This window comes from Comamonas sp. GW821-FHT11H03, assembly GCF_058807955.1.
The window spans coordinates 710,770-735,408 of the sequence record NZ_JBXARF010000001.1 but is presented as its reverse complement, the minus strand read 5'-3'; the positions used below and the strand labels follow the sequence as shown (position 1 = coordinate 735,408).

Here is a 24,639-nt window from a genome sequence, read left to right as displayed (position 1 = left end):
TGTCGTTTCAATTCAGACCACATCACACTGCGCCAAAGACGGGGGCTGGAAACTGGCGCACCCCGAAGCCAGGGGCACCGAGGAAGCGCTGCCCCGCCCCGAAGGTGTCGTCCCCCTAGGGGGACGCGGCAGGGCTGCTCAGGGGGTCAGTACTTGTTCGAGAAATTGGCGCTGATGCGCTGACGCAAATATTCCGCCCCTGTGATGGGCGGATATTTTTTGGCCGGCCCTTCGATCACCGTGTCCTCATTGGCCTGGCAGAAGAAGGCCAGGCTGTAGCGGGCTCCCTGGTACTCATGGGGCTGCGGGTTGCGCACGCGGTGGAAGTTGCTGGGCAGTTGATCGTCGCTCCAGCGCATCAGCATGTCGCCGATATTGCAGGTGATGACACCATCCACGGGCTTCACGGGTGTCCATTGCTGGGCCTCGGCCTCCTTGCCGGGCAGCACCTGCAGCCCGCCCTGGCCAGCGCGCTGGAACAACAGCGTCAGGCAGTCGAAGTCCGTATGTGCGCCTGCGCGCCACAGGCCGATTTCGTCCTTGAGTGCCGGGTCCACGGCAAAGTAATGCAGCATGCGCAGGGTGCTCTGGTAGCTGGGCACGGCGGGGTCATGTGCGCGGATGAAGAACTCCTCATCAAAGCCCAGCTTGTAGGCGAAGCAGGACAGCAACTGCATGCCTACCTGCCAGCATTGATGCTCAAAGGCCAGCGTGGCCTGCTTGAAGCCGGGCAGCTCCTGCTCGCTGGGCCACAGGCCCTGCATGCGCGGGCGTGTGACCTGATAGGACTCTTTCTGGTCGGGGGTGCGCGTGGAAGGGCGAATCTGCGCCTTGTGCTCCCAGCCTGCATTGCGCGATAGCGGCCATTGCGCCTTGGTTTCGGGCGGCAAGCCAAATAGCTGTTCGGCCCTGCCGAACGCGGCGTCGATATCGGCCTGGGCAATATCGTGGCCGGAAACCTGGAAGAAGCCGATTTCCATCGAAGCGCTCCAGATCTGCTCGGCAATCTCCTGCTTGCGCTTCTCGAAGTCGCTGATGTCTATGACGCGAACTTCGCGCGCCGAGGTTTCTGCGCCTTGCCCGCCCATGCGGGCTTCCTTGTCCAGTTCGCCAAGGCTGTAAGAGTGGCTGGTCATAGTCTGCATAAGAATTTCTCTTGCGATGACTTCAGACACCGACGTTGCCAGTGAGACTTTGGGCTGCGGGCATCTGAAGTGTGGATACCAGGCGCGGCCGGCTGCCGCACCCACTTCAAGAGCAATGACCCGCGAAGCTGCTGACCGGGGGAAGGTCAGAGCGCCGTGCTGAACGCTTCTACTCTTGATTTGAGTGCAGCAAACAGCGTGCCAGCCATTGAGCAGGGCGCCGGCACCCTTGGTTTTGGTGCATGGCTTCAATCTGGTGCATTGCTGTGCATGAATCCATGCATCCATCTCTTTTGCATGCACTTTGTTGATACCAGGCAAGGGGCAACCCAAAGCAGGCACGCCAATTGCTAGAAGGTTGAACGAGTAGAAGCGTTCAGCCTGCATCCGCGTGCAGTGCCCGGAAATTGCTCAAGTCCTGTCAGCAGCGGCTGCTGCTGGCGTTCCTGTCGCCAGAGACCTGAGAGTTCCACCATGCTACGACGCCATTTCCTTGCTGCTCTGCCTCTTTGCGGCGCACCCTGGGTCCATGCCCAGGGCAAGTCGCTGACTCCACTGAAATTCACGCTGGATTTCCGCGTCAACGGCCAGACGGCGCCGTTCTTTCTGGCCCAGCAAAACGGCTACTACCGCGATGAGGGGCTGGATGTGAGTCTGGACGTAGGGTCGGGCTCGGTGGCTTCGATTACTCGTATCGCCAGCGGTGCCTACCAGCTCGGACTGGGCGATATCAGCTCGCTGATCGAGTTCAATGCGCAGAACGCCGGCACACCTCGCGTGCAGGCCGTCTACCAGTACTACAACCGCGCGCCCTTTGTGATCATCGGGCGCAAGGACAGAGACATCACCTCGGATTTCGCCAGTCTCAAGGGTAAGAAGGTGGCCGCAGCGGCAGTGGAGTCCACGCGCCGTGCCTGGCCCATGGTTGCGCGGCGCAAGAATCTGCCCGCCGATCTGTTTGCCTGGTCCACGACGGAGTTTTCGGCACGCGACAACGTCATGGTGCGTGGCGATGTGGATGCCGCCACCTATTTCCATGATTCGGCGGTATCACTGTTTGCGCGCCTCAAGCCCGAGGAGCTTTCCATACTGCGCTACAGCGATGCAGGCGTTCATCTGTATGGCAATGCGATCCTGGCGTCCAGCCAGCTGATCGCCGAGAAGCCGCAGGTTGTGGCCGCTTTCCTGCGCGCCACCAACCGTGCGATTGTGGAATGTCTTGCCAACCCGGCCGCAGGCATTGCCGCCGTGCGCCGGCGCGAGCCGATTCTCGATGAGAAGCTGGAGCTGGAGCGCTGGTCCATCACCGCACAGTACGTGGCCGCAGCAGACACCAAAAGCCATGGACTGGGCGACTTCAGCAAGCGTTTGCTGGAGCAGCAACTGGACAGTGTGGTGCAGACCTTTGCGCTCAAGACCACGCCATCTGCCGATGCGCTGTTCAACAGCAGCATGCTGCCCGCCAGGTCGGCGCGCATGCTCAAGGCCTGAGGAGGGTTGGCCCATGTCCTTACCTCAAGCCCATGCCTTGAATGACACCGATGGCCGCTACTTGCGCGAAGCCATTGCGCTAGCGGATACGGCGCGCGAGCGCGGCAACCGGCCGTTTGGTGCACTGATCGTGGCTGCCGACGGGCGCGTTCTGGCCGAGGCCAGCAATGCCAACGGCGAGAGCGGTGATTGCACGGCCCATGCCGAGCTGTCCGCCATCCGCCTGGCCAGTCCCTTGCATTCACGCGATGAACTGGCGGGCGCCACGCTGTACTCGTCTGCCGAGCCCTGCGTCATGTGTGCCGGCGCGATCTTCTGGTCCGCCATCGGCCGAGTGGTCTATGGCATCGATGCCGAGCGGCTGCGCGTGTTCCGCGGCGATCGGCTCGACCAGAAGGATGCCGAGCTGTCCTGCCGCGATGTGTTTCAGGCCGCTTCGCACGCCATCGAATGCATAGGGCCGGCCTTGATCGAAGAGGCCAGCAGCTCGCACCAGGGCGCCTGGAAGGTCTGAGCGCCGACATGAATCCAACCACAACTCGTTGACATAGAGAGAGAGGGAAGCCACCATGCAAACCAAGCGCCTTTTCCTGCAATCCGTTCTGGCCCTGGGTAGCTTTGCCAGCGCCACGGCTGCCTTTGCCGCCACGCCCATCAAATTCCAGCTCGACTGGCGTTTCGAAGGGCCAGCGGCGCTGTTTCTGCAGCCTGTCGCCAAGGGCTATTTCCAGGCCGCAGGGCTGAATGTGACGGTGGACGCCGGCAGCGGCTCCGGCGGCGCCATCCAGCGCGTGGCATCAGGCTCCTACGACATGGGCTTTGCCGATCTGGCCGCGCTCATGGAGTTTCATGCCAACAATCCCGAAGTCAAGGACAAGCCCGTGGCCGTGATGATGGTCTACAACAACACGCCGGCCTCGGTCATGGCGCTCAAGAAGAGCGCCATCGCCAAGCCTGCGGACCTGACGGGCAAGAAACTGGGAGCGCCGGTCTTTGATGCGGGCCGACGCGGCTTTCCGCTGTTTGCCAAGGCCAACAAGGTCGGCGATGTGCAATGGACCACCATGGACCCGCCGCTGCGCGAGACCATGCTGGTGCGTGGCGATATCGATGCCATCACGGGCTTTACCTTTACTTCGCTGCTGAACCTGGAGGCGCGTGGCGTGAAGGCGGCCGATGTGACGGTCATGCCGTTTGCCGACAACGGCGTCAAGCTCTATGGCAACGCCATCATCGCCAGCGCCAAGCTGGTGCGTGAGAACCCGGAAGCCGTGCGAGCCTTCCTCAAGGCCTTCAGCAAGGGTGCCAAGGAAGTCATGGCCAACCCCGGTGCTGCCATTGCCTATGTGAAGGAGCGCGACGGCATCGTCAACACCGCTCTGGAAAGCCGCCGTTTGCAGCTGGCGATCGACACGGTGATCAACACCGCCGATGCGCGCGGCGAAGGCTTTGGTCAGGTCAGCCCCACACGCATGGCGCTGATGGCTTCCCAGATCTCGGACGTCTATGCGACCAAGACACGCGTGAATCCCGAGACGCTCTGGAACGGCCGCCTCCTGCCGCCCGTAGCGGATCTCGACGTTTTTCCCAAGAAGTAATTGCTCATTGATTGATCGCTGGATGCGCTTGTGTGACAAACGCTACAGCCTGCTTTTATGAAGTCATCAGATACAGAAGCTGTCCGGCCATTTGTCGAATTCAAAGACGTCTGGCTGGCCTATAACGAAGAGCTGCTGCAGGCCAACCACTTTGCGGTGGAGGCCATCGACCTCACGGTGCAGCGCGGCGAGTTCATCGCCATCGTCGGTCCGTCGGGCTGTGGCAAGTCCACTTTCATGAAGCTCACCACGGGCCTGAAGATGCCGTCCATGGGGCGCATCACGGTCGATGGCCAGCGTGTGACAGGGCCGCTCAAGATCTCGGGCATGGCGTTTCAGTCCTCCTCGTTGCTGCCCTGGCGCACCACGCTGGACAATGTGCTGCTGCCGCTGGAGATCGTGGAGCCGCACCGTTCGCAGTTCAAGCAAAAGCGCAAGCAATACGAGGCACGTGCCATTGAGTTGCTGGGCAAGGTCGGGCTCGCCGGTTACGAGCGCAAATTCCCCTGGCAGCTGTCCGGCGGCATGCAGCAGCGCGCCAGCATCTGCCGCGCCCTGATTCACGAGCCGCAGATGCTGCTGCTCGACGAGCCCTTTGGCGCGCTTGATGCCTTCACCCGCGAAGAGCTGTGGTGCATCTTGCGCGACCTTCAGGCCGAGCAGAAGTTCAATGTGATCTTGGTCACCCATGATCTGCGCGAGAGCGTGTTTCTGGCCGATACCGTCTATGTGATGAGCAAAAGCCCGGGCCGCTTCGTGGTGCGCCGCGACATTGATCTGCCGCGCCCGCGTGATCTGGAGGTCACCTACACACCCGAGTTCTCGGACATCGTCTACGAGCTGCGCGGCCATATCGGCGCCCTGCGCAAAAGCGGCTCCGACACCGCTGCAGCCATCCCTCAATAAGGCGCACCATGAAACATCAAAAAACCGCTGAGCGCTGGGCTCCCTGGCTGCTGTTGCTGCTCATCGTCCTGCTCTGGCAGATCATCTGTTCAGGTTTCGGCGTTTCGGAATTCATCTTCCCCAGCCCCTGGGCCATAGGCCATCAGCTCTATGAGTTCGCGGGCACGATTGCCATGCATGCCTGGCGCACCTACTGGGTGACGATGGCAGGCTTTGCCCTGGCGATCGTGGTGGGCGTGCTGCTGGGGTTTCTGATCGGCTCCTCGCGTCTTGCCTATGCGGCGTTCTACCCGCTGATGACGGCGTTCAACGCCCTGCCCAAGGCAGCATTCGTGCCGATTCTGGTGGTCTGGTTCGGCATCGGCGCAGGCCCGGCAATTCTCACGGCCTTTCTTATCAGCTTTTTCCCCATCATGGTCAATATCGCCACGGGTCTGGCCACGCTGGAGCCCGAACTGGAGGATGTGCTGCGCGTGCTGGGAGCCAAGCGCTGGGACGTGCTGATCAAGGTCGGCCTGCCGCGCTCCCTGCCGTATTTCTACGGCTCGCTTAAGGTCGCGATCACGCTGGCCTTCGTCGGCACCACGGTCAGCGAGATGACGGCTGCCAACGAGGGTATCGGCTATCTGCTGGTCTCCGCTGGATCTTCTATGCAGATGGGTCTGGCTTTTGCGGGGCTGATCGTGGTCGGGGCCATGGCCATGGTGATGTACGAGCTGTTCAATCTGCTGGAAAAGCACACCACGGGCTGGGCGCGTCGCGGCTCTCAGGGCGAGTAATGCACTGTTTCTGAGCGCTGTCAACGCCGCATCTGAAAACAAAAAAGGCCAGCCGGATCATTGATCCGGCTGGCCTTTTTGTGCTTTGCAGTCAATGCCTAGCCGGCCTTGCGGCAGCTGGCAAATGCATCCAGCGGCTGTTTGTAGGTCGGCGAGGTGACATCCATCAGACCCATGACCGTATGGAACAGGTTGTCATGCGAGAGCGGCTGATCCAGTGTCTTGCTCAGGCAGCCCTGATTCAAGCCGGTGCGAGCACCCAGCGTTCCCAGCCAGGCAATCATGGGCACATGCTTTTGATTGTCGGGAGCCATGGCGTAAGGCATGCCGTGCAGATAGACACCGAGCTCGCCCAGCGACTCGCCGTGGTCGGACATGTAGAACATGCCGGTTTCGAACTGGCTTTGCTGGGTCTTGAGCCAGTCTATGGTCTGGGCCAGGAAATGGTCGGTATAGCGAATGGAGTTGTCGTAGACATTGACCACGCTTTGCTGCGAGCAGCTGGACAGGGCATTGGTGGCGCACTCGGGCGTGAAGGCCTTGAGGTCTGGGGTGGAGCGCTTGAAGTACTCGGGGCCATGACTGCCCATCTGGTGCATGACCAGCACCAGACCCTTGGCGCGGCGTGCGGGGTCCAGCTTGGCGATGCGCTCGTCCAGGCCGCTGAGCAGCAGAGCGTCCAGGCATTCGCCATCCTGGGTGCACAACGCCTTGCCAGCAGGCGTGCTCACGCTGTCGGCGGTGTCGGCCATGGGGATGCGCTTGCACACGCCTTTGCAGCCGGCCTGGTTGTCCACCCAGAGCACGGCCAGTCCGGCAGCCTGCAGCACGTCGAGAAGGTTGTCGTGCTCGACCTTGGAGGCGTAAAAGCCTTCACGGCCCAGATTGGAGAACATGCAGGGCACCGATTCGCGGGTGCTGGTGCCGCAGGAGCGGGCGTTGCGCCAGCTCAGCACATCGCGCTTGGCCAACTCGGGGTTGGTATCGCGTTCATAACCGTTGAGGCTGAAGTTCTTTGAGCGTGCCGTCTCGCCAACCACCAGAACCAGCAGCGGCGGTTTCTGGGCTGCGGCATAGCTTGCACCCAGCGCTGCGCCACCCGTGATACTGACAAAGGGCTTGGGTTTGTTGAGTATGGGGTCCAGCGCCACCGAAGCTGCCGAGAGCACGGGGTTGATGGGGTTGATCATGTAGCGCAGCCAAAGATTGTTGCGCACCACGGGGGCCAGATCGCGGTACGAAACGGCCAGCGATGCGGCAATCAGGGCGATGCCGCCCAGCAGCAGCAAGGCGGTGCGCAGCATATTGCGCCAGGCGCTGTTGGCGCGTTTGAGCGGGGTTTTCCACAGCCAGATGGCTGGCAGTATGGCGATGATCAACACCTCGGCCAGCAGCTTGATGTTGAACAAGTCCGAGCTTTCGCGCGCATCGGTCTGCAGGATGTTGTGAATCATGCCCTTGTCCATCACGGTGCCGTAGCTGACCATGAAGTACTGGGAACTGGCTGCCACCAGCAGCAGCGCAACCCAGAACGGCTTGGTAAAGCGCGGCCAGGCAAACAAAGAGGTCAGCAGAAGGCTGGCGCCCAGCACCAGCGGCACAACCCGTAGGGCAAGCAGGGCCAGGCTGCCGTGATAGCCGTCCAGGGACGGCAGGCGCAGCCACAGGGCCCAGTTGGCCGTCAGTGTCAGCCAGATGGCCAGGGCCAGAGCGATGAACTGAGGCGTGCGAGGTTGAAAAAGCCCCTTTAAAAATGGGGCAGAAACGGAGTCTTGGGTAGCCACGGTAGACGGCAAAAAATAGGTATCGGAGAAGTCTGGCGGGACTTTCTTAAAAACCGCTGAAGTCTCCTACATGGTTAACCCTTGTGAAAATTGTTTTATGTCAATTTGAAATATTTATTGGCACTGAGTCGCTGTTTTTGCCGCTTCTCCCCATTGGGCGCATAGCCGTAGCTTGCGTTCTTCAGCGGGCAGGGCCGCCAGGTCGCCCATCTGCGCATAGAAGCTGCGCCAGGTTTCTCGCGTGGGCGGGCTATCGCCGCGCAGCCGCAGCCACCAGCTAGTCATGGCGGGAACCCAGTCGTCATAGGCGGCCAGGGCGCCGAAACTGGCGTTATTGGCCTGGGCCACCCATTCATCGGTCTGGGTCAGGCGCCGGTAATACTGCTCGCGCAGGGCGACGCTGGTCAGCAGGGGCTCGTCAGTAGCAATCCATTGCGTTCTGAGCTGCGTATAAGTAGCACGGAATTCATCAAATACTTTGCTTTTGATGGCTTCCAGCGCTTTGGCATCAAAGGGTTCAGTATTTTTCTGTTCATAAATCTGTTGCAGGCGCTGTCGGGTCTTGCGCGTCAGCTGCTGCCATAGCTCGCGCCGCTGCAGGCTCTGCTGCCAGCGTTGTTGTGTGGCTGCGCTGGCATGGCTGTGCAGCCACAAAGGTGTGGCCATGCGCTCCACCGTGGAGGCAAAGGATTCGTTGAAGGCCGTGTCGTTCTTCACATACAGCAGTTGGTGGGCCAGTTCGTGGAACAGCAGGCCGGCAAAGTCGCCCTCCTGCCAGGAGGTGAAGGTGCTGAGCAAGGGGTCGCCACCCAGCCAGTTCAGATAGCCCAGCGTGGAGTAGGCCGGCACGCCATAGATGCTGGTTTCCAACCCCTGGGACTGAAGCGTTAGCGCCTGCGCCTGTGCGTCGCTCTTGCTGAAGTAGCCCCGGTAGGCAATGCAGCCGGTGATGGGGAAGCACCATTGGTGCATCTCCAGGCTGTAGGCTGGAGCTGCCACCATGTTCCAGACCGCAAACGGACGTTGCAGCTGGGCGTAGCGGGTGTAGCTGGCGTTGTCGGGCAAAGCCAGCTCCCGGCTGGCGAAGCGGCGTATCTGTTGCGCGGTCTGCAGGCGCTGACGCAGTGCTGCGGAGGTGCTGTCTTCGGCGATCCATTCATCAATAGGCCGTGCGGCCTGAAGAATCTGCATCTGTCCCTTGAAACCTTGCCAGTAATAGCCGGCGCTGCTGCAGCCCGTCAGGCCTGCAATTGCAGCACTAATTCCCAGCAAAGCCCTCAGGCTGACTACACTCATCCTTTTTCTCATTGCGCTTGTCCGCCTGTCTGGTTTCGCTTCATGGATTTTCTAACGCTCGCCATCATTGTCGCCACCGTGCTCTACGTGCTCAAGAAGCAGGAGCAGCGTCAGCACACCCAGCTTCTGGCCCAGCATCTGGCACGCTTTCAGATCGAGAAGCTCATGGCCAATCTGATGGAGGGATATTTGCGTGTCATCGGCGAGAAGGATGCGCACAGGCGTGAACAGATCTGGCCCGTGTTGGCCAATACCGAGAGCAGTCTGGTGAGCCAGTTTCAGCGTTTCGCGGATGAATTCGCCACCTTGCCGGCCGAGCAGACGCGTGCAAGCACCCTGCCGCTGGCGCTGCCCTATATGACCCGGGTGTTGCCTTCGGCCACCATGGATGTGCGCGAGACCATGAAGCTTCATGCCCTGGCGCTGGCGGCTGCCCGTGTGGGGGATGCGGCCGACGAGGAAGAGCGCAAGCGCCGAGCCTTCACCATGACGGCCGAGCTGATGCTGATGCAACACACCTGCCACTGGTTCTGCCGCAGCCGCACCGTTGCCTCCATGCGCTTGCTGGCGCGTCACAAGACGGCTTATGAGCAAGTGTTGCAGTCGATAGCCCCCGGCACTCTCAAAGCCTATGCAAAACTGGTGAAGGCCAGCAGCTGAGGTCTTTTCGGGCCCTTTGGGGTTTGGAGAAGTTTCCCGTCTTGACCCTGCCATAGTCGATGTGAACAATGGTTTTCATGAAAAACCTGTTGAGCACATTGGAGCCGCTGCTAGCAAGACTTCCTGTGACGGCATCGGTAGAACTTCCATCGGGCGAGCGCATCGGGTCTGAGCGCAGTGCGGTTCAACTCATTTTCCGCTCCCCCAAGGCCCTGGCTGCGCTGCTGGACGGCCAGATCGGCTCGATCGGCTCGGCCATCGTCGAAGGCTGGGTGGAGGTCAAGGGCAGCTCCCGCGACATCATGGCTGCTGCTGCCGGGCTGCTGCGCGGCGATCCGGTCAGCCATACACCCTCGTGGTTGGGGCAGACGGTTTCCAAGGCCAGGTCGCTGGCCATGCACACGCTGACGCGTGATGCCGAGCAGATTCAGTTTCATTACGATCTTTCCGATGACTTCTACGCGCTGTGGCTGGATCCGCGCCGCGTCTATTCCTGTGCGTACTACAAGGAGCAGAACATGACTCTGGCCCAGGCACAGGAGGCCAAGCTCGATCACATCTGCAAAAAGCTCAAGCTCCAGCCTGGTGAGCGCTTCTGGGACATCGGCTCCGGCTGGGGCGGATTGATCTTCTGGGCGGCCGAGCATTACGGTGTTCAGGCCCATGGCATCACTCTGTCGCGCAACCAGTTCGAGCATGTGCAGCGCCTGATCGCCGAGAAGGGTTTGCAGGGCAAGGTTCAGGTCGAACTGCGTGATTACCGGCAAATGGGTGATGTGGAGCCGTTCGACAAGATCGGCTCGGTCGGCATGTTCGAGCACGTGGGCAGCGCCAATCTGCAGGAATACTTCGAAACCATTTATTCCATGCTCAGGCCTGGCGGTCTTGCATTGGTCCATGGCATCACGGCGGGCGGCGTCAGCAATGTGGAGCTGGGCGCCGGCATGGGCGAGTTTATAAACCGTTACATCTTTCCCGGGGGCGAGCTCATGCATGTCAGCCGCGTGCTGCATGACCTGGCTGCCAGCGGGCTGGAGATGGTGGACACCGAGAACCTGCGCCCGCACTATGCACGCACGCTCTGGGCCTGGTCGGATACGCTGGAGAGCCGGCTGGGCGAGGCCCAGGCCATTTTGCAGGCCCAGTATGACGAGGAAAAAGCCGCCAAGGCGCTGCGTGCCTACCGCCTCTATCTAGCAGGATCGGGCATGGGCTTCGAGCATGGCTGGATTGCGCTGCATCAGATGCTTTGCTGCAAACCCGATGGCGATCTGCACAGCGGCGCGATGACCGGTGCGCAGAGCGGCTATCCTTTTAACCGCGAATACATCTACCGTTGATCTACCGTTGAAGGAACCGCTCCATGCCCTACAAATTCAAATCGCGTGCCACGGCAGACCTCATCATGCTGGACGCCAATGGCCGCAAGCTGCTGGAAATCATCGGCAAGTCGCCCGACGAGGTACACGGCATCATCACCGTGGAGCAGATTCCGGCAGCCATTGCCGCGCTGGAGACGGCTGCCGCCGAGGAGGCAGTCAGGCGCAAGCAGCCGGAAGACGACGCACAGGACGAGGATGCAGCGCCTGCCAGCCAGGACAGCGTGGCCCTGGGCCAACGCATCGTGCCTTTTGTCGACATGCTCAGGCGCAGTGCTGCCGATGGCAAGGAAGTGACCTGGTAAGTCCAGTCGCCTTTTGGCCGCCCCTACAAAAAAGCCTGCTAATGCAGGCTTTTTTGTTTCGACGAGCGCGTGCCCTATCAGTCGGCGTAGATGCCGGCGGCTTTGATGACCTTGCCCCACTTGGCGATTTCAGACTCCACAAACTTTTTGTGGCCGGCAGGGTTGGTACGGTCGTCCGTGGCAATCACGGCTCCCAGGGCTTCCTGGCGCTTGATGAACTCGGGGTCCTTGAGCGAAGCCTTCATGGCTTCGTTGATCTTTTGCACCACATCGGCAGGCGTGCCCTTGGGGGCGTACAGGCCGTGCCAGATGGTCACGTTGAAGTCCTTCAGACCCAGGGATTGCAGCGTGGGCAGGTCCTTGAGTGCAGGCGTGGACAGCGGCTTGGCAGTGGTCACGGCATAGGCCTGAACCTTCTTGGCGGCAATCTGCGAAGTGGTGTTGGTGGTCTGGTCGCACAGCAGGTCCACCTGGTTGCCCATCAGGTCGGCAATCGCAGGAGCTGCACCCTTGTAGGGCACGGGCGTCATGTCCTGCTGCAGCGAGGCCTGGAACATCAGGCCGCACAGGTGCGAGGCCGAGCCCACTCCGGCGTTGGCCAGATTCACCTTGCCCTGGTTCTTGCTGACCCAGTCCTTGACTTCGGCGAAGTTCTTGGCGGGCAGGGTGGGGCGGCCGATCAGTGTCATGGGCACATCGTTGATGATGCCGGCGTACTCGAAGTCGTTGAGCACGTTGAAGGACAGCTTGCGGTACAGCGTCGGGATGGTGGACATGCCGATATGCGTCAGCAGCAGCGTGTAGCCGTCATTGCGTGCGCGTGCTGCCTTGGCCGTGCCAATAGTGCTGCCGGCACCGTCTGCGTTGTCGATGACGATGGTGGCGTTGTTCAGTTGCTTGCGCATGGATTCGGCCAGGTCGCGTGCCACTTTGTCGGTGGGGCCGCCTGCCGTGAAAGGCACAATGATCGTGATCGTCTTGCCAGCGGCAGGGTAGCTGTCAGCATGGCTGCTGATGGCAGCGGTGGCGGCCAGAGCAATGGTGGCGATCTTGAAAATAGTTTTCACAGTGTCTCCCTAAAAATAATGTGCAAGCAGACCAGGACGGTTCGCTTTTCGTGACGTAAAGCCGGATTCTAGGTAGCGCTAATCTGTGGGGTTTTTGTTATTTTCTAAGTGTTATCCCTTGATGGAACGGGCGATCACATTGCATTTGCGCCAAAGCAAAACGATTGCCTGTAGCGTATTGGCGACACACGTGCAGGAACTTGGACAAGCTCAAGTCCCCGTACAAAACCTTGAAGCCGTAGAGCCAGCCGAATGCCGGCAGCTCTTCAGATCTTCACTGGTAGGAGCGCGCGTCCTCGATCACCTTGCCGTCGTTGGGCAGGCTGCCGGGGGCTACCATTTGCACCTCGCCGCGCAGCTTGGTAACTTCGCGCAAGGCGTCGATCACCTGCAGGGCAAAGCCCGGCGCGGTTTCTGTGGTTTCAACCAGCAACTGCATCTGGTCGTTGGCCATCTCACCCGTCACCACCAGCCTGGCCCTGGCGATCTGCGGAAAGCGCTTGACGACCTCGGCCACCTGTTTGGCATGCACGAACATGCCGCGGACCTTGGTGGTCTGGTCGGCGCGGCCCATCCAGCCCTTGATGCGGGCATTGGTACGGCCTGTGGGGCAGATTCCCGGAAGGTAGGCCGAGAGGTCACCCGTGCCAAAGCGGATCAGCGGATAGTCGGGGTTGAGCGTGGTGATGACCAGCTCGCCTACCTCGCCCTCGGCCACAGGGTCGCCGGTTCCGGGGCGCACGATCTCCACGATCACGCCCTCGTCCAGCACCAGACCTTCCCGGGCGCTGGTCTCATAGGCAATCAGGCCCAGATCGGCCGTGCCATAGCTTTGGTAGGCGTCTATGCCATGTTCGCGCATCCATTGACTGAGCGAGGGAGGGAAGGCTTCGCCGCTGACCATGGCCTTGGTCAGGCTGGGCAGCTTCACTCCCATCTCCTGGGCCTTTTCCACAATGATTTTCAGAAAGCTGGGCGTACCCACATAGGCTGCAGGCCGCAGATCGGCCATGGCCTGCACCTGCTGCTCGGTCTGGCCCGTGCCGCCCGCAAACACCGTGCAGCCCAGGGCCTGGGCACCGGTTTCCATCATCGAACCGGCGGGCACGAAGTGATAGCTGAAGCAGTTGTGCACCAGCTCGCCAGCCTTGAAGCCTGCGGCGCACATGGAGCGGGCCATGCGCCAGTAATCGGGGCGGCGGCTTTCGGGCTCGTAGATGGGGCCGGGGCTGGCAAACAGCCTGGGCATGTCGCGCCCCAGGCCGATGGCGTTGAAGCCACCAAAAATCTGCTGCGGGCGCTGCGCGGCCTGGCGCTCCAGCAGTTCGCTCTTGCGCGTCACAGGCAAGGTGGCCAGCGCTGCGCGACTGGTGATACGGGACGCATCCACACCTTTGAGAATTTCGGAAAAAGCGCTGGAGCGCTGCTGTGCATGGGCAATCTGCAGCGGCAGGCTGGCCATGCAGTCGGCTTCGCGCTGTTCGGGGCTGCGGGTTTCCAGGGCATCGTAGAAATCACTCATGGCAAATCCTGTAGAGAAAATCTGCAAGCAAAACTGAAGTCAATGGGCGCAAGCTAAAAACTGGCGCGCACCAAGCCAGAGACAGCGAGCAAGCGCCGCCGCGCAACGAGGTTGTCGTCCCCTTCGGGGGAAGGCGCGAAGCGCCTCAGGGGGCAGCCATCAAGCCAACCAGCGTTTTCTGCGCTTGTAGCTCTTCACGTCCTTGAAGCTCTTGCGCTCGCCGCCGCCCACGCCCAGGTAGAACTCCTTGACGTCCTCGTTGCTGGCCAGGTCCTTGGCTGAGCCGTCCATGACGATGCGCCCGCTTTCCATGATGTAGCCGTAGTCGGCATATTTGAGCGCCATGTTGGTGTTCTGTTCGGCCAGCAGGAAGGTGACTTTTTCCTTGCTGTTGAGGTCTTTGACGATGTGAAAGACCTCGTCCACGATCTGCGGAGCCAGACCCATAGAGGGCTCGTCGAGCAACACCATACGCGGGTTGCTCATCAGCGCGCGGCCGATGGCGCACATCTGCTGCTCGCCGCCCGAGGTGTAGGCTGCCTGGCTGGTGCGCCGGGTCTTGAGGCGCGGGAAGTAGTTGTAGACCTTCTCGAGATTGGCTGCAATCTCGCCCTTGTCCGTGCGTGTGTAGCTGCCGGTGAGCAGATTTTCTTCGATCGTCAGGTGGGCGAAGCAGTGGCGTCCTTCCATGACCTGGACCACTCCGCGCTTGACAAGTTCGGCGGGCGAGAGGTTGGCGATCTGCTCGCCCTCCAACGTGATGCCGCCCTTGGTGACTTCGCCGCGCTCGCCCTTGAGCAGATTGGAGATGGCGCGCAGCGTGGTGGTCTTGCCCGCGCCATTGCCGCCCAGCAGGGCCACGATGCTCTGGTGGGGTACTTTCAGCGAGACGCCCTTGAGCACCAGGATCACATGGTTGTAGATGACCTCGATGCCATTGACTTCCACCAGCGGTGCTGTCTGGGCGGAACTGGAAACTGTGTGCGCGATATCGGTCATGCGGTCACCTGGTAACTCAAAATAGATAGCTGTCTGCACTTTATGGACAAGCGCTTGAGGCTGATTTTTGTAAATCCGGTTGCGACGAGGCGAGCCTTGGTCAGAGACATCAAGCAAGGACCTGTGCTGGCCGCGCCGCAGCGAGGATGTCGCCCCCTCAGGCGCTAGGCGCCAGTGAGGGGGGAAGGCGCGAAGCGCCTCAGGGGGTGCAGGTTCTTACCTTGACGTTCTTTTCCTTGGCGTACTTTTCCGCGAATTCCTTGTAGAGCGGATCGACCATGGACTTGTCGGCCTGGTACCAGTCGGAAGTCACCTTGAACTTGCCGCCGTCCCAGGTGGCGATACGGGCCCAGTCGGCGCCCAGGTGGTTTTCGCAGCTGGTCTTGAAGGGGCGGATGATCTTGCCGAAGCCCAGCTCGTTCAGGCGTTCCTGAGTCATGTTCAGGTTCTCCAGGCCCCAACGCACCTGCTCGGGTGTCATGACCTTGCCCTTGCCGAACTTTTCCTGAGCGGTACGGATGGCCTCGACCTGCAGCATGGAGATCACCACGCCGCGAGTATGTGCCAGCTGGCCCAGTTCCTTGGCGTCCTTGGCCGTGCCCTGGCCCTTGTCATAGAGCATGGACTTGATGTCGCCATGCACCTTGTCGCTCTCTGCCGTGTTGTGGATGGTCACCGTGTTGTAGCCCTTGGCGCCGGCACCGATGTCCTTGACGTCATGGTCGGAGCCGCCCCACCACACGGCATACATCTTCTCGCGTGGGTAGCCCGTGGCCTGTGCCTCACGCACGGCCGTAGGAGTCATCACTCCGGCCGACCACAGCAGCACATAGTCGGGGCGGTTCTGGCGGATCTGCAGCCAGGTGGACTTTTGCTCCACGCCGGGGGCGGTCACGGGCAGCTTGATCAGCTCGAAACCTTCCTTGGCGGCGCGCTTTTCCAGCAGCGGAATGGGCTCCTTGCCGTAAGGCGAGTCGTGATAGACGAGGGCAATCTTCTTGCCCTTGAGGCTGCCCTTTTCCTTCTTCAGGATGTCCTGGACGATGGAGTCGGCGGCTGTCCAGTAGTTGCCCAGCAGCGGGAAGTTCCACTCGAAAACCTTGCCATCCACGGACTGGGACAGACCATAGCCCGGGGTGACCACCGGCACCTTGTCGCCAGGAGCCTTGTCGGTCACGGCAAACGTGATGCCGGTGGACTGGGTGTCAAAGCCGGAGGCGCCGCCGTCCTTGTTCTTCAGACGCTCGTAGCATTCCACGCCCTTGGCCGTGTCATAGGCGGTTTCGCACTCCTCGAATTTGATCTTCACGCCGTTGATGCCACCCTTGGCATTGACCAGCTTGAGGTAATCTTGCTTGCCGTCTGCCCATGGAATACCCAGAGGCGCGAACTGGCCCGTGCGATACACCAGCAGAGGCACGAACTGCTCCTGGGCCTGAGCCGCAGGTGAGGCCATCAAGGCTCCCATGCCTGCAGCAACAGCAGCGGCAGCAATCGCAACTTTCTTGAACATCATCGACTGTCTCCTTGGGTTTATGGGACGCTGTCCCGGTGGCAGGCACTCTGCGGTGTCTTGTCAATAAATCAGCTATCTCTCAATCGAGCACTCAGCACTTCAGGGGCACCGAGCAAGAGTCGCCTCGAGGCGAAGGTGCCGTCCCCTTGGGGGAAGCCGCGTCAGCGGCACAGGGGGAGTCATCAATGCGGGAATGGCCAGACACGCAGCTTCTGACGGGCCGTTGCCCACAGCTTGGCCAATCCGTGGGGTTCCACAATCAGGAAGAACACGATGAGCGCACCAAAAATCATGTGCTCGAGATAGGTGGCCGTGGCCGTGGACAGCGGCAGGTCCAGCCAGTGGGGTACCTGGTTGAGCAACAGCGGCAGCAGCACGAAGAAGGCGGCGCCGAAGATGCTGCCCACGATAGAGCCCAGGCCGCCGATGATGATCATGAACAGCAACTGCAGCGAACGATCGAGGCTGAAAGCCGCGGGTTCCCAGGCACCCAGGTGGACAAAGCCCCAGAGCGCGCCGGCCACGCCGACGATGAAGCTGCTCACGGCAAAGGCCGAGAGCTTGGCGTAGGTGGGGCGGATGCCGATCACTGCTGCCGCCACGTCCATGTCGCGCATGGCCATCCATTCGCGGCCGACCGAGCTGCGCACCAGATTCTTGGCGGCCAGTGCGAGCAGACACAGGATTGCCAGGCAGAGCAGGTATTTCTCCATGGGCGTGTCGATGGCCCAGCCCAGGATGGCCAGCGGCTTGGCGCTGACGGAGCCGGAAGAGGAGTTGTTTGTCACCCAGGCCGCGCGGGTCGCCAGCCAGTCCACAAAGAACTGGGCAGCCAGCGTGGCCACTGCCAGATACAGGCCGCGGATGCGCAGGCTGGGCAGGCCGAACACCACGCCGAACACCATGGCCACCACGCCGCCGCCGATCAGCGCCACCAGCAAGGGCATGCCTTCAATGCGGGCCTGAAGGTTGTAGGCCGCATAGGCACCCACGGCCATGAAGGCGGCGGTACCCAGCGAAATCTGGCCGCAGTAGCCGACGAGGATGTTGAGACCCAGCGCTGCCAGCGACATGATGACAAAGGGAATCAGAATCGCCTGAAAGGTGTAGTCGCTGGCAACGAAGGGAATGGCCAGGAAGGCAAAGGCCAGCACCAACAGGATGACCCAGCGGTCCTGCGCGACGCCGAAGATCTGCTGGTCTGCCGCGTAGCTGGTCTTGAACTGGCCGTTTTCACGATAAAACATATTCTTGTTCTCCCCGTTCAGACGCGGTCAATGATTTTGTCGCCGAACAGACCTTGGGGCCGTACCAGCAGGAAGCAAAGGGCCAGACCATAGGCAAACCAGGTCTCGATGCCGCCGCCCACCATGGGGCCGATGTAGACCTCGGAGAGCTTTTCGCCCACGCCGATGATCAGGCCGCCGATGATGGCGCCGGGCAGCGAGGTCAGGCCGCCCAGAATCACCACGGGCAAGGCCTTCAGGGCCACCAGCGACAGCGAATACTGAACGCCCAGCTTGCTGCCCCAGATGATGCCGACGACCAAAGCCACGCCCCCGGCCACCGACCAGACAATGACCCAGATGCGCGACAGCGGAATGCCGATGGACTGCGCTGCCTGGTGATCGTCGGCGACCGCACGCAGGGCGCGCCCGGTCTTGGTTTTCTGAAAGAAGATGCTCAGGCAGATCACCAGGATGGCGGCGATGCAGGCCGCATACAGGTCTTCCAGGCTGATCATCACGCCGCCCTGAAAAAGGCTGTCCATGATGAAGACGGGGTCCTTGGGCATGCCGACGTCAATCTTGTAGACCTCGCTGCCAAAGACCATGGGGCCGAGGCCGTCGAGCAGATAGGCAATGCCCAGCGTGGCCATCAGCAAGGTGATTGGCTCCTGATTGACCAGATGGCGCAGGGCCAGCCGCTCTATCACCCAGGCTACGACCACCATCAGCGCCAGAGTGACGACGATGGCCAGCAGGTTGCCGACGATGCCGGGCTCCATGCCCAGCCAGCCGGGAATCCACTGCGAAAAGCGCGCCATGGCCAGGGCCGAAAACAGCACCATGGCACCTTGCGCAAAGTTGAAGACGCCCGAGGCCTTGAAGATCAGCACAAAGCCGATGGCGATCAGTGCGTACAGCGTGCCCACCATGAGGCCGCCGAACAATGTCTCTAAGAAAAATCCCATGACTGCTCCTTCAGTGGCCTGCGCCCAGGTAGGCGCGGATCACGTCTTCGTTGTTGCGTACTTCATCGGGAGCGCCGTCGCCGATCTTCTTGCCGTAGTCCAGCACCACGACACGGTCGCTGATGTCCATGACTACGCCCATATCGTGCTCGATGAGCACTATGGTGGTGCCGAACTCTTCGTTCACATCGAGGATGAAGCGGCACATGTCCTGCTTTTCTTCCACGTTCATGCCGGCCATGGGCTCGTCCAGCAGCAGCACCTGCGGCTCCATGGCCAGGGCCCGTCCCAGGTCCACGCGCTTTTGCAGGCCGTAGGGAAGCTGGCCCACGGGAGTCTTGCGATAGGCCTGGATTTCGAGAAAGTCGATGATGTGCTCGACGAACTCGCGGTGCTGCATTTCCTCGCGCTGCGCAGGGCCGATGCGCAGTGCCTGCATGAGGATGTTGCTCCTGATCTTGAGGTTGCGGCCGGTCATGATGTTGTCGATCACGCTCATGCCCTTGAACAGAGCCAGATTCTGGAAGGTGCGTGCGACACCCATCTCGGCCACCTGGCGGCTGTTCATATGGCTGAAGGTCTGGCCGCGAAAGGTGATGGAGCCTTCGGACGGTGTATAGACGCCGTTGATGCAGTTGAGCATGGAGCTCTTGCCGGCACCGTTGGGGCCGATGATGGAGCGGATTTCGTGCTCTTTGACATTGAACGAGATATCGGTCAAGGCCTTGACGCCGCCGAAACGCAGACTGATGTTCTTGATGTCCAGGATTACGTCGCCGCTGGTTCTTGTATTCATGAAAATTCCTCTCAGGCAGCAGCCTTGGCCGAAGCCGGGTGGAGTTTGGCTTCAACGATGGTCAGCGTGGCGCTGACGCTGCCTGTGCGGCCGTCCTCGAACTTCACCAGGGTCTCGATGAACTGCTGCTGCTTGCCGGTGTAGAGTGCCTCCACCAGCACGCCATACTTGTCGGCGATGAAGTTGCGGCGCACCTTGCGGGTGCGGGTCAGCTCGTCGTCATCGGGGTCCAGCTCCTTGTGCAGCACCAGAAAGCGCGCCACCTGGGTGTCGGCCATGCCGGGCTCGCAGGCCAGATCGGCGTTGACCTTGTCTATGCAGTCGGCCACCAGCTCCAGCACCTTAGCCTTGCTGGCCAGGTCCACATAGCCACCGTACGGAAGGCCCTGGCGCTCGGCCCAGTTGCCCACGGCTTCGTAGTCAATGTTGATGAAGGCGCAGACCTCGTCCTTGCCATGACCGAAGCACACGGCTTCCTTGATATGCGGGAAGAACTTGAGCTTGTTTTCTATGTAGTTGGGCGCGAACATGGCGCCGCGGCTGGTCTTGCCCACATCTTTGGCGCGATCGATGATGCGCAACTGGCCGTTGGCGTCGATCACCCCGGCATCGCCGGTATGGAAATAGCCGCTGGCATCAATCACCTCGGCCGTGGCGTCGGGGCGCTTGTAGTACTCCTTGAGCACGGACACGCCCTTGACCAGCACCTCGCCGTTGTCGGCGATCTTGAGTTCGATGCCCGGTGCGGCCTGGCCCACGCTGGAGAGTTCCACCTGGCGGTCGCGCTGCAGGCAGACATAGGCACAGGTTTCGGTTTGACCGTAGAGCTGCTTGAGGTTGATGCCGATGGAGCGGAAGAAGCGAAACAGCTCGGGGCCGATGGCAGCGCCTGCCGTATAGGCCACGCGGATGCGCGACAGGCCCAGTGCATTGCGCAGCGGCCCGTAGATGAACAAGCTGCCCAACTGGTATTTGAGGCGATCCATGGCACCGACGTTCTTGCCGTCCAGAATGTCAGAGCCGACGCGACGTGCCACCTCCATGGCCTTGGCATACATCCATTGCTTGAGCGGCGACGCATCTTCCATGCGGATGGAAACCGAGGTCAGCATGCCCTCGAATATGCGCGGCGGAGCAAAGTAGTAGCTGGGGCCGATCTCGCGCAGGTCGATGGCGATGGTCGAGGCAGATTCCGGGCAGTTGATGGTGAAGCCTGCCACCAGCCATTGCGCAAACGAGAACAGATGGTCTCCCACCCAGGCCGGGGGCAGGTAGCAGATCACATTGTCCGTCGCATTCAGGCTGTCGGTCTGGACGCCGCCGCGGGCAGATTCGCCAAAGCTGGCATGGGTCTGGCACACCCCCTTGGGCTTGCCCGTGGTACCCGAGGTGTAGAGGATGACCGAGACATCGTCGGGCGAGATGGCCTGGACCATGGCCTCATAGGCTCCCGCGTGCTGCGCATCCCATTCCTTGCCCTTGGCCAGCAGCTCCTCGGTGCTGATGAGGCCGGGTTGATCATATTTGCGCAGGCCGCGCGGATCGTCATAGATGATGTGACGAATGCTGGGAACGCTTTCGCGAACTTCCAGCAGCTTGTCCACCTGTTCCTGGTTCTCTGCGAAGGCAAACGCGATCTCCGCGTCCTCCATCACAAAGCGCATCTCGGCGGCCACGGCATCCTGGTACAGCGGAATGGGCACTGCGCCACAGGCCTGAACGGCCAGAAAGCCCATGTAGACATGGGGCCGGTTATCGCTGATGAACGCCAGGTTCTTGCCACTTTGAAGCCCCAGCGCGCGCAGGCCGCAGGCCATGTGGCGTACGGTTTGTGCGGCTTCGCGCCAGCTCCAGGTTTGCCAGATGCCATACTCTTTCTCGCGCAGTGCGGGCGCATCGGGGCGTTCTGTCGCGTGCTTGAGCAGCAGTTGCGGGAACGTGGTTGTCATGCCTGATCCTCTTGGTTGGGGTTGGAGCCGCCGCGGCTACCCTTCACGAAAGTCTTGCAGACATGCTATGAGCGACTTTGACGTCAGGATGTCTGTTTGACGACAATTTGAGGGAAAGCCTGCATAGTGAAAATCCGCTGTAACAAATGCTGCTGAAAATGGCGCATTTGCTGCCTCGTGGAAATCCCGCTGTTGCGCCAGCGCGGCTTTGGCAATGCTTCTGGGCATGAGTCAAGAACTGTCCCTGCATCAAAGGCGGCGCAAGCCTTTGAGCTCAGAACTCGATGGCATTCCCTGGTGGCCCGTCCTGTTGCCCATAGAGCGTGAAAACGTGGAACGCGTGCTGCTTGTCGGCGATGCCGAGCCGGGCGACTATGTCTGTCGCACCGGTCGCCCGCCTACCTACTGGTTTGGCGTGGTCGACGGTCTGCTCAAGATGAACACCGAAAGCGCCGACGGAGTCAGCATGACGCTGGCCGGTCTGCCGCCCGGCGGCTGGTTTGGTGAGGGAACGGTCATCAAGCGCGAGCCTTATCGCTACAACGTGCAGGCCATCCGCAAGACCGTTGTGGGTGGCCTGCCCATAGACATGTTTCACTGGCTGCTTGATCACTCCATAGGCTTCAATCGTTTTGTAATGAACCAGCTCAACGAGCGCCTAGGCCAGTTCATCGCGGCGCGCGAGATCGACCGCATGAGCAACCCCGATCTGCGCGTGGCGCGCACTCTGGCGGCTTTGTTCAACCCCTTGCTCTATCCCGGCGTGGGGCAGATTCTGCGCATCACTCAGCAGGAACTGGCCAACCTGGTGGGCCTGTCACGTCAGCGTGTGAATGAGGCCTTGTCCGTGCTGCAGCGCGAGCGTGTGATCCAGATCGAGTATGGCGGTCTGCGCGTACTGGACCTGGAGGCATTGCGGCATGGAGAGTTCTGCGCGTCGCGCAAGGCGCTTGCCTGAGAGACGCCCTATAACCTAGCTCCGCGCTGGAATTGTGGATAACTCTAGCCTCGCGTCCGCGCGTCGCGAGACAATTACGCCCAAATGTCAGTCAAACCTCCTAAAGAGTCCGGCGCCCCTGGTGCTGGCAATTCCTCAGCGCCCTCTGATTCCTCGTCGGCGCGTCCTGTTTTGCGTGCACCGGCCAAGCCAGCCAAGGCGGAAAAGCCCGCGGCAGCTCGTGGCTCCCGGCCCGCAGGTGGCTCCGATCGCGGGCCGCGCAGCGAAGGCCCGCGTGGCGAGCGTGGTGCACGCCCTCAGCGTGAGCGCGACGAGCGTCCCCGCGCTTCCGGCTTTGGTCGCCCCGATGGTGGCCGTCCTGCTCGTGACGAGGGCGAACGCCGCGACGGCTTCTCGCAGCGCGACGAGCGCCGTCCCCGCTCTGATCGCGATGACCGCTTTGCCGAAGGCGGCGAGCGTCGCTTTGGCGGCGGTGATCGAGGTTTCCGCCCCTATGGCGAGTCGCGTGATGGTGATCGCAGTGGCGAGCGCCGCGAGTTCCGTCCCCGTGACGACCGCCGTGATGACCGTCCTCAAGGCGGCCGTGACTTTGGCGACCGTCCACGGTCGTCCGGTTTTGGCCGTCCCGACCAGGGCCGCTTTGAACGCTCCGAAGGCGGAGAGCGTCGTGAATTCCGTCCTCGTGACGACCGCCGTGATGACCGTCCTCAAGGCGGCCGTGACTTTGGCGACCGTCCACGCTCGTCCGGTTTTGGCCGTCCCGACCAGGGCCGCTTTGAACGCTCCGAAGGCGGAGAGCGTCGTGAATTCCGTCCTCGTGACGACCGCCGTGATGACCGTCCTCAAGGCGGCCGTGACTTTGGCGACCGTCCACGCTTGTCCGGTTTTGGCCGTCCCGACCAGGGCCGCTTTGAGCGCTCCGAAGGCGGAGAGCGTCGTGAATTCCGTCCTCGTGACGACGAACGTCGTGGCGGTGATCGCTTTGAAGGCCGCCGCGATGAGCGTCCTCAAGGTCGTGACTTTGGTGACCGTCCGCAAAACCGTGGTTTTGATCGCCCAGACCGCTCCGAAGGTGGCGAACGCCGCGAATACCAGCCCCGTGATGGCGAGCGCCGTGGTGGCGATCGCCCGCAAGGCCGCGACTTTGGTGATCGTCCGCAGAACCGTGGCTACGGTGACCGTCCCGAAGGCCGCTCCTTTGATCGTGGTGACCGTCGCAACGACGAGCGCCGTGGCGAACGCCGCGACGACCGTGGTGGCGAGCCTGAAAAGCGTCATATTCCCGGTTCGTTTGTATCGGAGGCTACACGCCGCCCCACGACCGGCATTCGCACCTACCGGCCCGCTGCGGATGGCTCGGACCGTGCGATTCCCGTCAAGCGTGCGCCTGAAGTGGATGCGCGCCAGGACGATCGTCCCGGAGCGATTCGCATCAACAAGCGCATTGCCGACATGGGCCTGTGCTCGCGTCGCGAAGCCGATGAGTGGGTGGAAAACGGCTGGGTCAAGGTCAACGGCGAAGTCGCAATCATGGGCCAGAACGTGGTGCCCGGCGACAGGATCGAGATCGACCAGAAGGCTCAGGACCGTCAGGACCAGCAGGTCACCATCCTGCTGAACAAGCCCATGGGCTATGTCAGCGGTCAGGCCGAGGACGGCCACGAGCCTGCCGTGGTGCTGATCACCAACGAGAACCGCTGGAACGAAGACCGCAGCAAGACGCGCTTCAACTTCAGCCAGCTCAAGGGCCTGGCTCCCTGCGGCCGTCTGGACATCGATTCCGTGGGTCTGCTGGTGCTGACGCAGGACGGCCGTGTGGCGCGCCAGATCATTGGCGAGGACTCGGAAGTCGACAAGGAATACCTGGTGCGTGTGACCTTCGGCGATCGCGATGTGGATGTGCAGTCCGTCTTCCCCGAGGAAAAGCTGGCTCTGCTGCGCCACGGCCTGTCGCTGGACGAGCAGCCGCTCAAGCCGGCCCAGGTGGACTGGCAGAACCCCGAGCAGCTGCGCTTTGTGCTGACCGAAGGCAAGAAGCGCCAGATTCGCCGCATGTGCGAGCAGGTCGGCCTCAAGGTAGTGGGCCTCAAGCGCATCCGCATCGGCGGCGTGAGCCTGGGCAATCTGCCCACCGGCCAATGGCGCTATCTGGCGGCGCATGAAAGCTTTTGATACCCCCTGAGCGGCTCCGCCGCTTCCCCCAAGGGGGACGGGCAGCTTCGCCGCAAGGCGGCTTTTGCTCGCTGCCCCTCAGGCAAGGGTGACGCCATTTTTAAGTGGAAATGGCATCTATCT

General features: G+C 61.4%; 21 protein-coding genes. 10 read left to right on the top strand and 11 right to left on the bottom strand.

The window, feature by feature from the left end; all coding sequences use genetic code 11:
• Positions 1–146 precede the first annotated feature (146 nt).
• Positions 147–1,145, bottom strand: a complete 999-nt coding sequence (locus AC1RTQ_RS03430; RefSeq protein WP_302088866.1) for an isopenicillin N synthase family dioxygenase — start codon at positions 1,143–1,145, stop codon at positions 147–149.
• A 474-nt stretch (positions 1,146–1,619) separates the two neighbouring features.
• Between AC1RTQ_RS03430 and AC1RTQ_RS03425 the strand changes: the two genes are divergently transcribed.
• From AC1RTQ_RS03425 to AC1RTQ_RS03405, 5 genes are read left to right on the top strand one after another with little or no spacing between them, the layout of a single operon-like run.
• Positions 1,620–2,636 (top strand): ABC transporter substrate-binding protein, encoded by a 1,017-nt coding sequence (locus AC1RTQ_RS03425; protein ID WP_492874271.1) that lies wholly within the window; start codon positions 1,620–1,622, stop codon positions 2,634–2,636.
• 13 nt (positions 2,637–2,649) lie between these two features.
• Positions 2,650–3,150, top strand: a complete 501-nt coding sequence (locus tag AC1RTQ_RS03420; protein WP_492874270.1) for a nucleoside deaminase — start codon at positions 2,650–2,652, stop codon at positions 3,148–3,150.
• A 55-nt stretch (positions 3,151–3,205) separates the two neighbouring features.
• Positions 3,206–4,234: an ABC transporter substrate-binding protein gene (locus AC1RTQ_RS03415; protein ID WP_409815048.1), complete on the top strand. Its 1,029-nt coding sequence runs from the start codon at positions 3,206–3,208 to the stop codon at positions 4,232–4,234.
• 57 nt (positions 4,235–4,291) lie between these two features.
• Entirely contained in the window at positions 4,292–5,140 is an 849-nt protein-coding gene (locus tag AC1RTQ_RS03410) for an ABC transporter ATP-binding protein (protein WP_492874268.1), read from the top strand.
• A gap of 8 nt (positions 5,141–5,148) precedes the next feature.
• Positions 5,149–5,919 (top strand): ABC transporter permease, encoded by a 771-nt coding sequence (locus tag AC1RTQ_RS03405; protein ID WP_003073654.1) that lies wholly within the window; start codon positions 5,149–5,151, stop codon positions 5,917–5,919.
• A 98-nt stretch (positions 5,920–6,017) separates the two neighbouring features.
• Here the strand turns inward: AC1RTQ_RS03405 and AC1RTQ_RS03400 are convergent, their stop codons facing one another.
• Positions 6,018–7,703 (bottom strand): phosphoethanolamine transferase, encoded by a 1,686-nt coding sequence (locus AC1RTQ_RS03400; protein ID WP_492874266.1) that lies wholly within the window; start codon positions 7,701–7,703, stop codon positions 6,018–6,020.
• Between the two features lie 114 nt (positions 7,704–7,817).
• Positions 7,818–8,999, bottom strand: a complete 1,182-nt coding sequence (locus tag AC1RTQ_RS03395) for an aminopeptidase (protein ID WP_492874264.1) — start codon at positions 8,997–8,999, stop codon at positions 7,818–7,820.
• Positions 9,000–9,041: 42 nt separating this feature from the next.
• Here AC1RTQ_RS03395 and AC1RTQ_RS03390 point away from each other — a divergent pair, with 42 nt between their 5' ends.
• The 3 genes from AC1RTQ_RS03390 to AC1RTQ_RS03380 all read left to right on the top strand — a co-directional run bounded on the left by AC1RTQ_RS03390 (position 9,042) and on the right by AC1RTQ_RS03380 (position 11,343).
• Positions 9,042–9,659, top strand: coding sequence for a hypothetical protein (locus tag AC1RTQ_RS03390; protein ID WP_492874262.1), 618 nt, complete (start codon positions 9,042–9,044; stop codon positions 9,657–9,659).
• Between the two features lie 68 nt (positions 9,660–9,727).
• Entirely contained in the window at positions 9,728–10,999 is a 1,272-nt protein-coding gene (locus tag AC1RTQ_RS03385) for a class I SAM-dependent methyltransferase (RefSeq protein WP_492874261.1), read from the top strand.
• A gap of 23 nt (positions 11,000–11,022) precedes the next feature.
• Positions 11,023–11,343, top strand: coding sequence for a DUF1840 domain-containing protein (locus tag AC1RTQ_RS03380; RefSeq protein WP_492874259.1), 321 nt, complete (start codon positions 11,023–11,025; stop codon positions 11,341–11,343).
• A 77-nt stretch (positions 11,344–11,420) separates the two neighbouring features.
• Here the strand turns inward: AC1RTQ_RS03380 and AC1RTQ_RS03375 are convergent, their stop codons facing one another.
• From AC1RTQ_RS03375 to AC1RTQ_RS03340, 8 genes are all read right to left on the bottom strand, one after another.
• Positions 11,421–12,410: a tripartite tricarboxylate transporter substrate-binding protein gene (locus AC1RTQ_RS03375; RefSeq protein WP_302088875.1), complete on the bottom strand. Its 990-nt coding sequence runs from the start codon at positions 12,408–12,410 to the stop codon at positions 11,421–11,423.
• A gap of 274 nt (positions 12,411–12,684) precedes the next feature.
• Positions 12,685–13,932, bottom strand: a complete 1,248-nt coding sequence (locus AC1RTQ_RS03370) for a phenylacetate--CoA ligase family protein (protein WP_492874257.1) — start codon at positions 13,930–13,932, stop codon at positions 12,685–12,687.
• A gap of 159 nt (positions 13,933–14,091) precedes the next feature.
• Positions 14,092–14,931, bottom strand: coding sequence for an ABC transporter ATP-binding protein (locus AC1RTQ_RS03365; protein ID WP_492874255.1), 840 nt, complete (start codon positions 14,929–14,931; stop codon positions 14,092–14,094).
• A gap of 199 nt (positions 14,932–15,130) precedes the next feature.
• Complete coding sequence (locus AC1RTQ_RS03360; RefSeq protein WP_302088878.1) at positions 15,131–16,447, bottom strand: ABC transporter substrate-binding protein; 1,317 nt, start codon at positions 16,445–16,447, stop codon at positions 15,131–15,133.
• A gap of 182 nt (positions 16,448–16,629) precedes the next feature.
• Positions 16,630–17,694: a branched-chain amino acid ABC transporter permease gene (locus AC1RTQ_RS03355; protein ID WP_492874253.1), complete on the bottom strand. Its 1,065-nt coding sequence runs from the start codon at positions 17,692–17,694 to the stop codon at positions 16,630–16,632.
• A 17-nt stretch (positions 17,695–17,711) separates the two neighbouring features.
• Positions 17,712–18,641: a branched-chain amino acid ABC transporter permease gene (locus AC1RTQ_RS03350; RefSeq protein WP_302088880.1), complete on the bottom strand. Its 930-nt coding sequence runs from the start codon at positions 18,639–18,641 to the stop codon at positions 17,712–17,714.
• Positions 18,642–18,651: 10 nt separating this feature from the next.
• Positions 18,652–19,437 (bottom strand): ABC transporter ATP-binding protein, encoded by a 786-nt coding sequence (locus AC1RTQ_RS03345; protein WP_003073630.1) that lies wholly within the window; start codon positions 19,435–19,437, stop codon positions 18,652–18,654.
• A gap of 11 nt (positions 19,438–19,448) precedes the next feature.
• A complete protein-coding gene (locus AC1RTQ_RS03340) occupies positions 19,449–21,386 on the bottom strand; it encodes an AMP-dependent synthetase/ligase (RefSeq protein WP_492874251.1) in 1,938 nt (645 codons plus the stop codon).
• Between the two features lie 226 nt (positions 21,387–21,612).
• On the opposite strand from AC1RTQ_RS03340, the gene AC1RTQ_RS03335 reads away from it, so the two are divergent.
• Positions 21,613–22,344 carry a Crp/Fnr family transcriptional regulator gene (locus AC1RTQ_RS03335; protein WP_302088882.1) on the top strand — a complete coding sequence of 244 codons (732 nt, stop codon included), beginning with the start codon at positions 21,613–21,615 and terminating at the stop codon, positions 22,342–22,344.
• Between the two features lie 84 nt (positions 22,345–22,428).
• Entirely contained in the window at positions 22,429–24,516 is a 2,088-nt protein-coding gene (locus AC1RTQ_RS03330) for a pseudouridine synthase (protein ID WP_492874249.1), read from the top strand.
• Positions 24,517–24,639 lie beyond the last annotated feature (123 nt).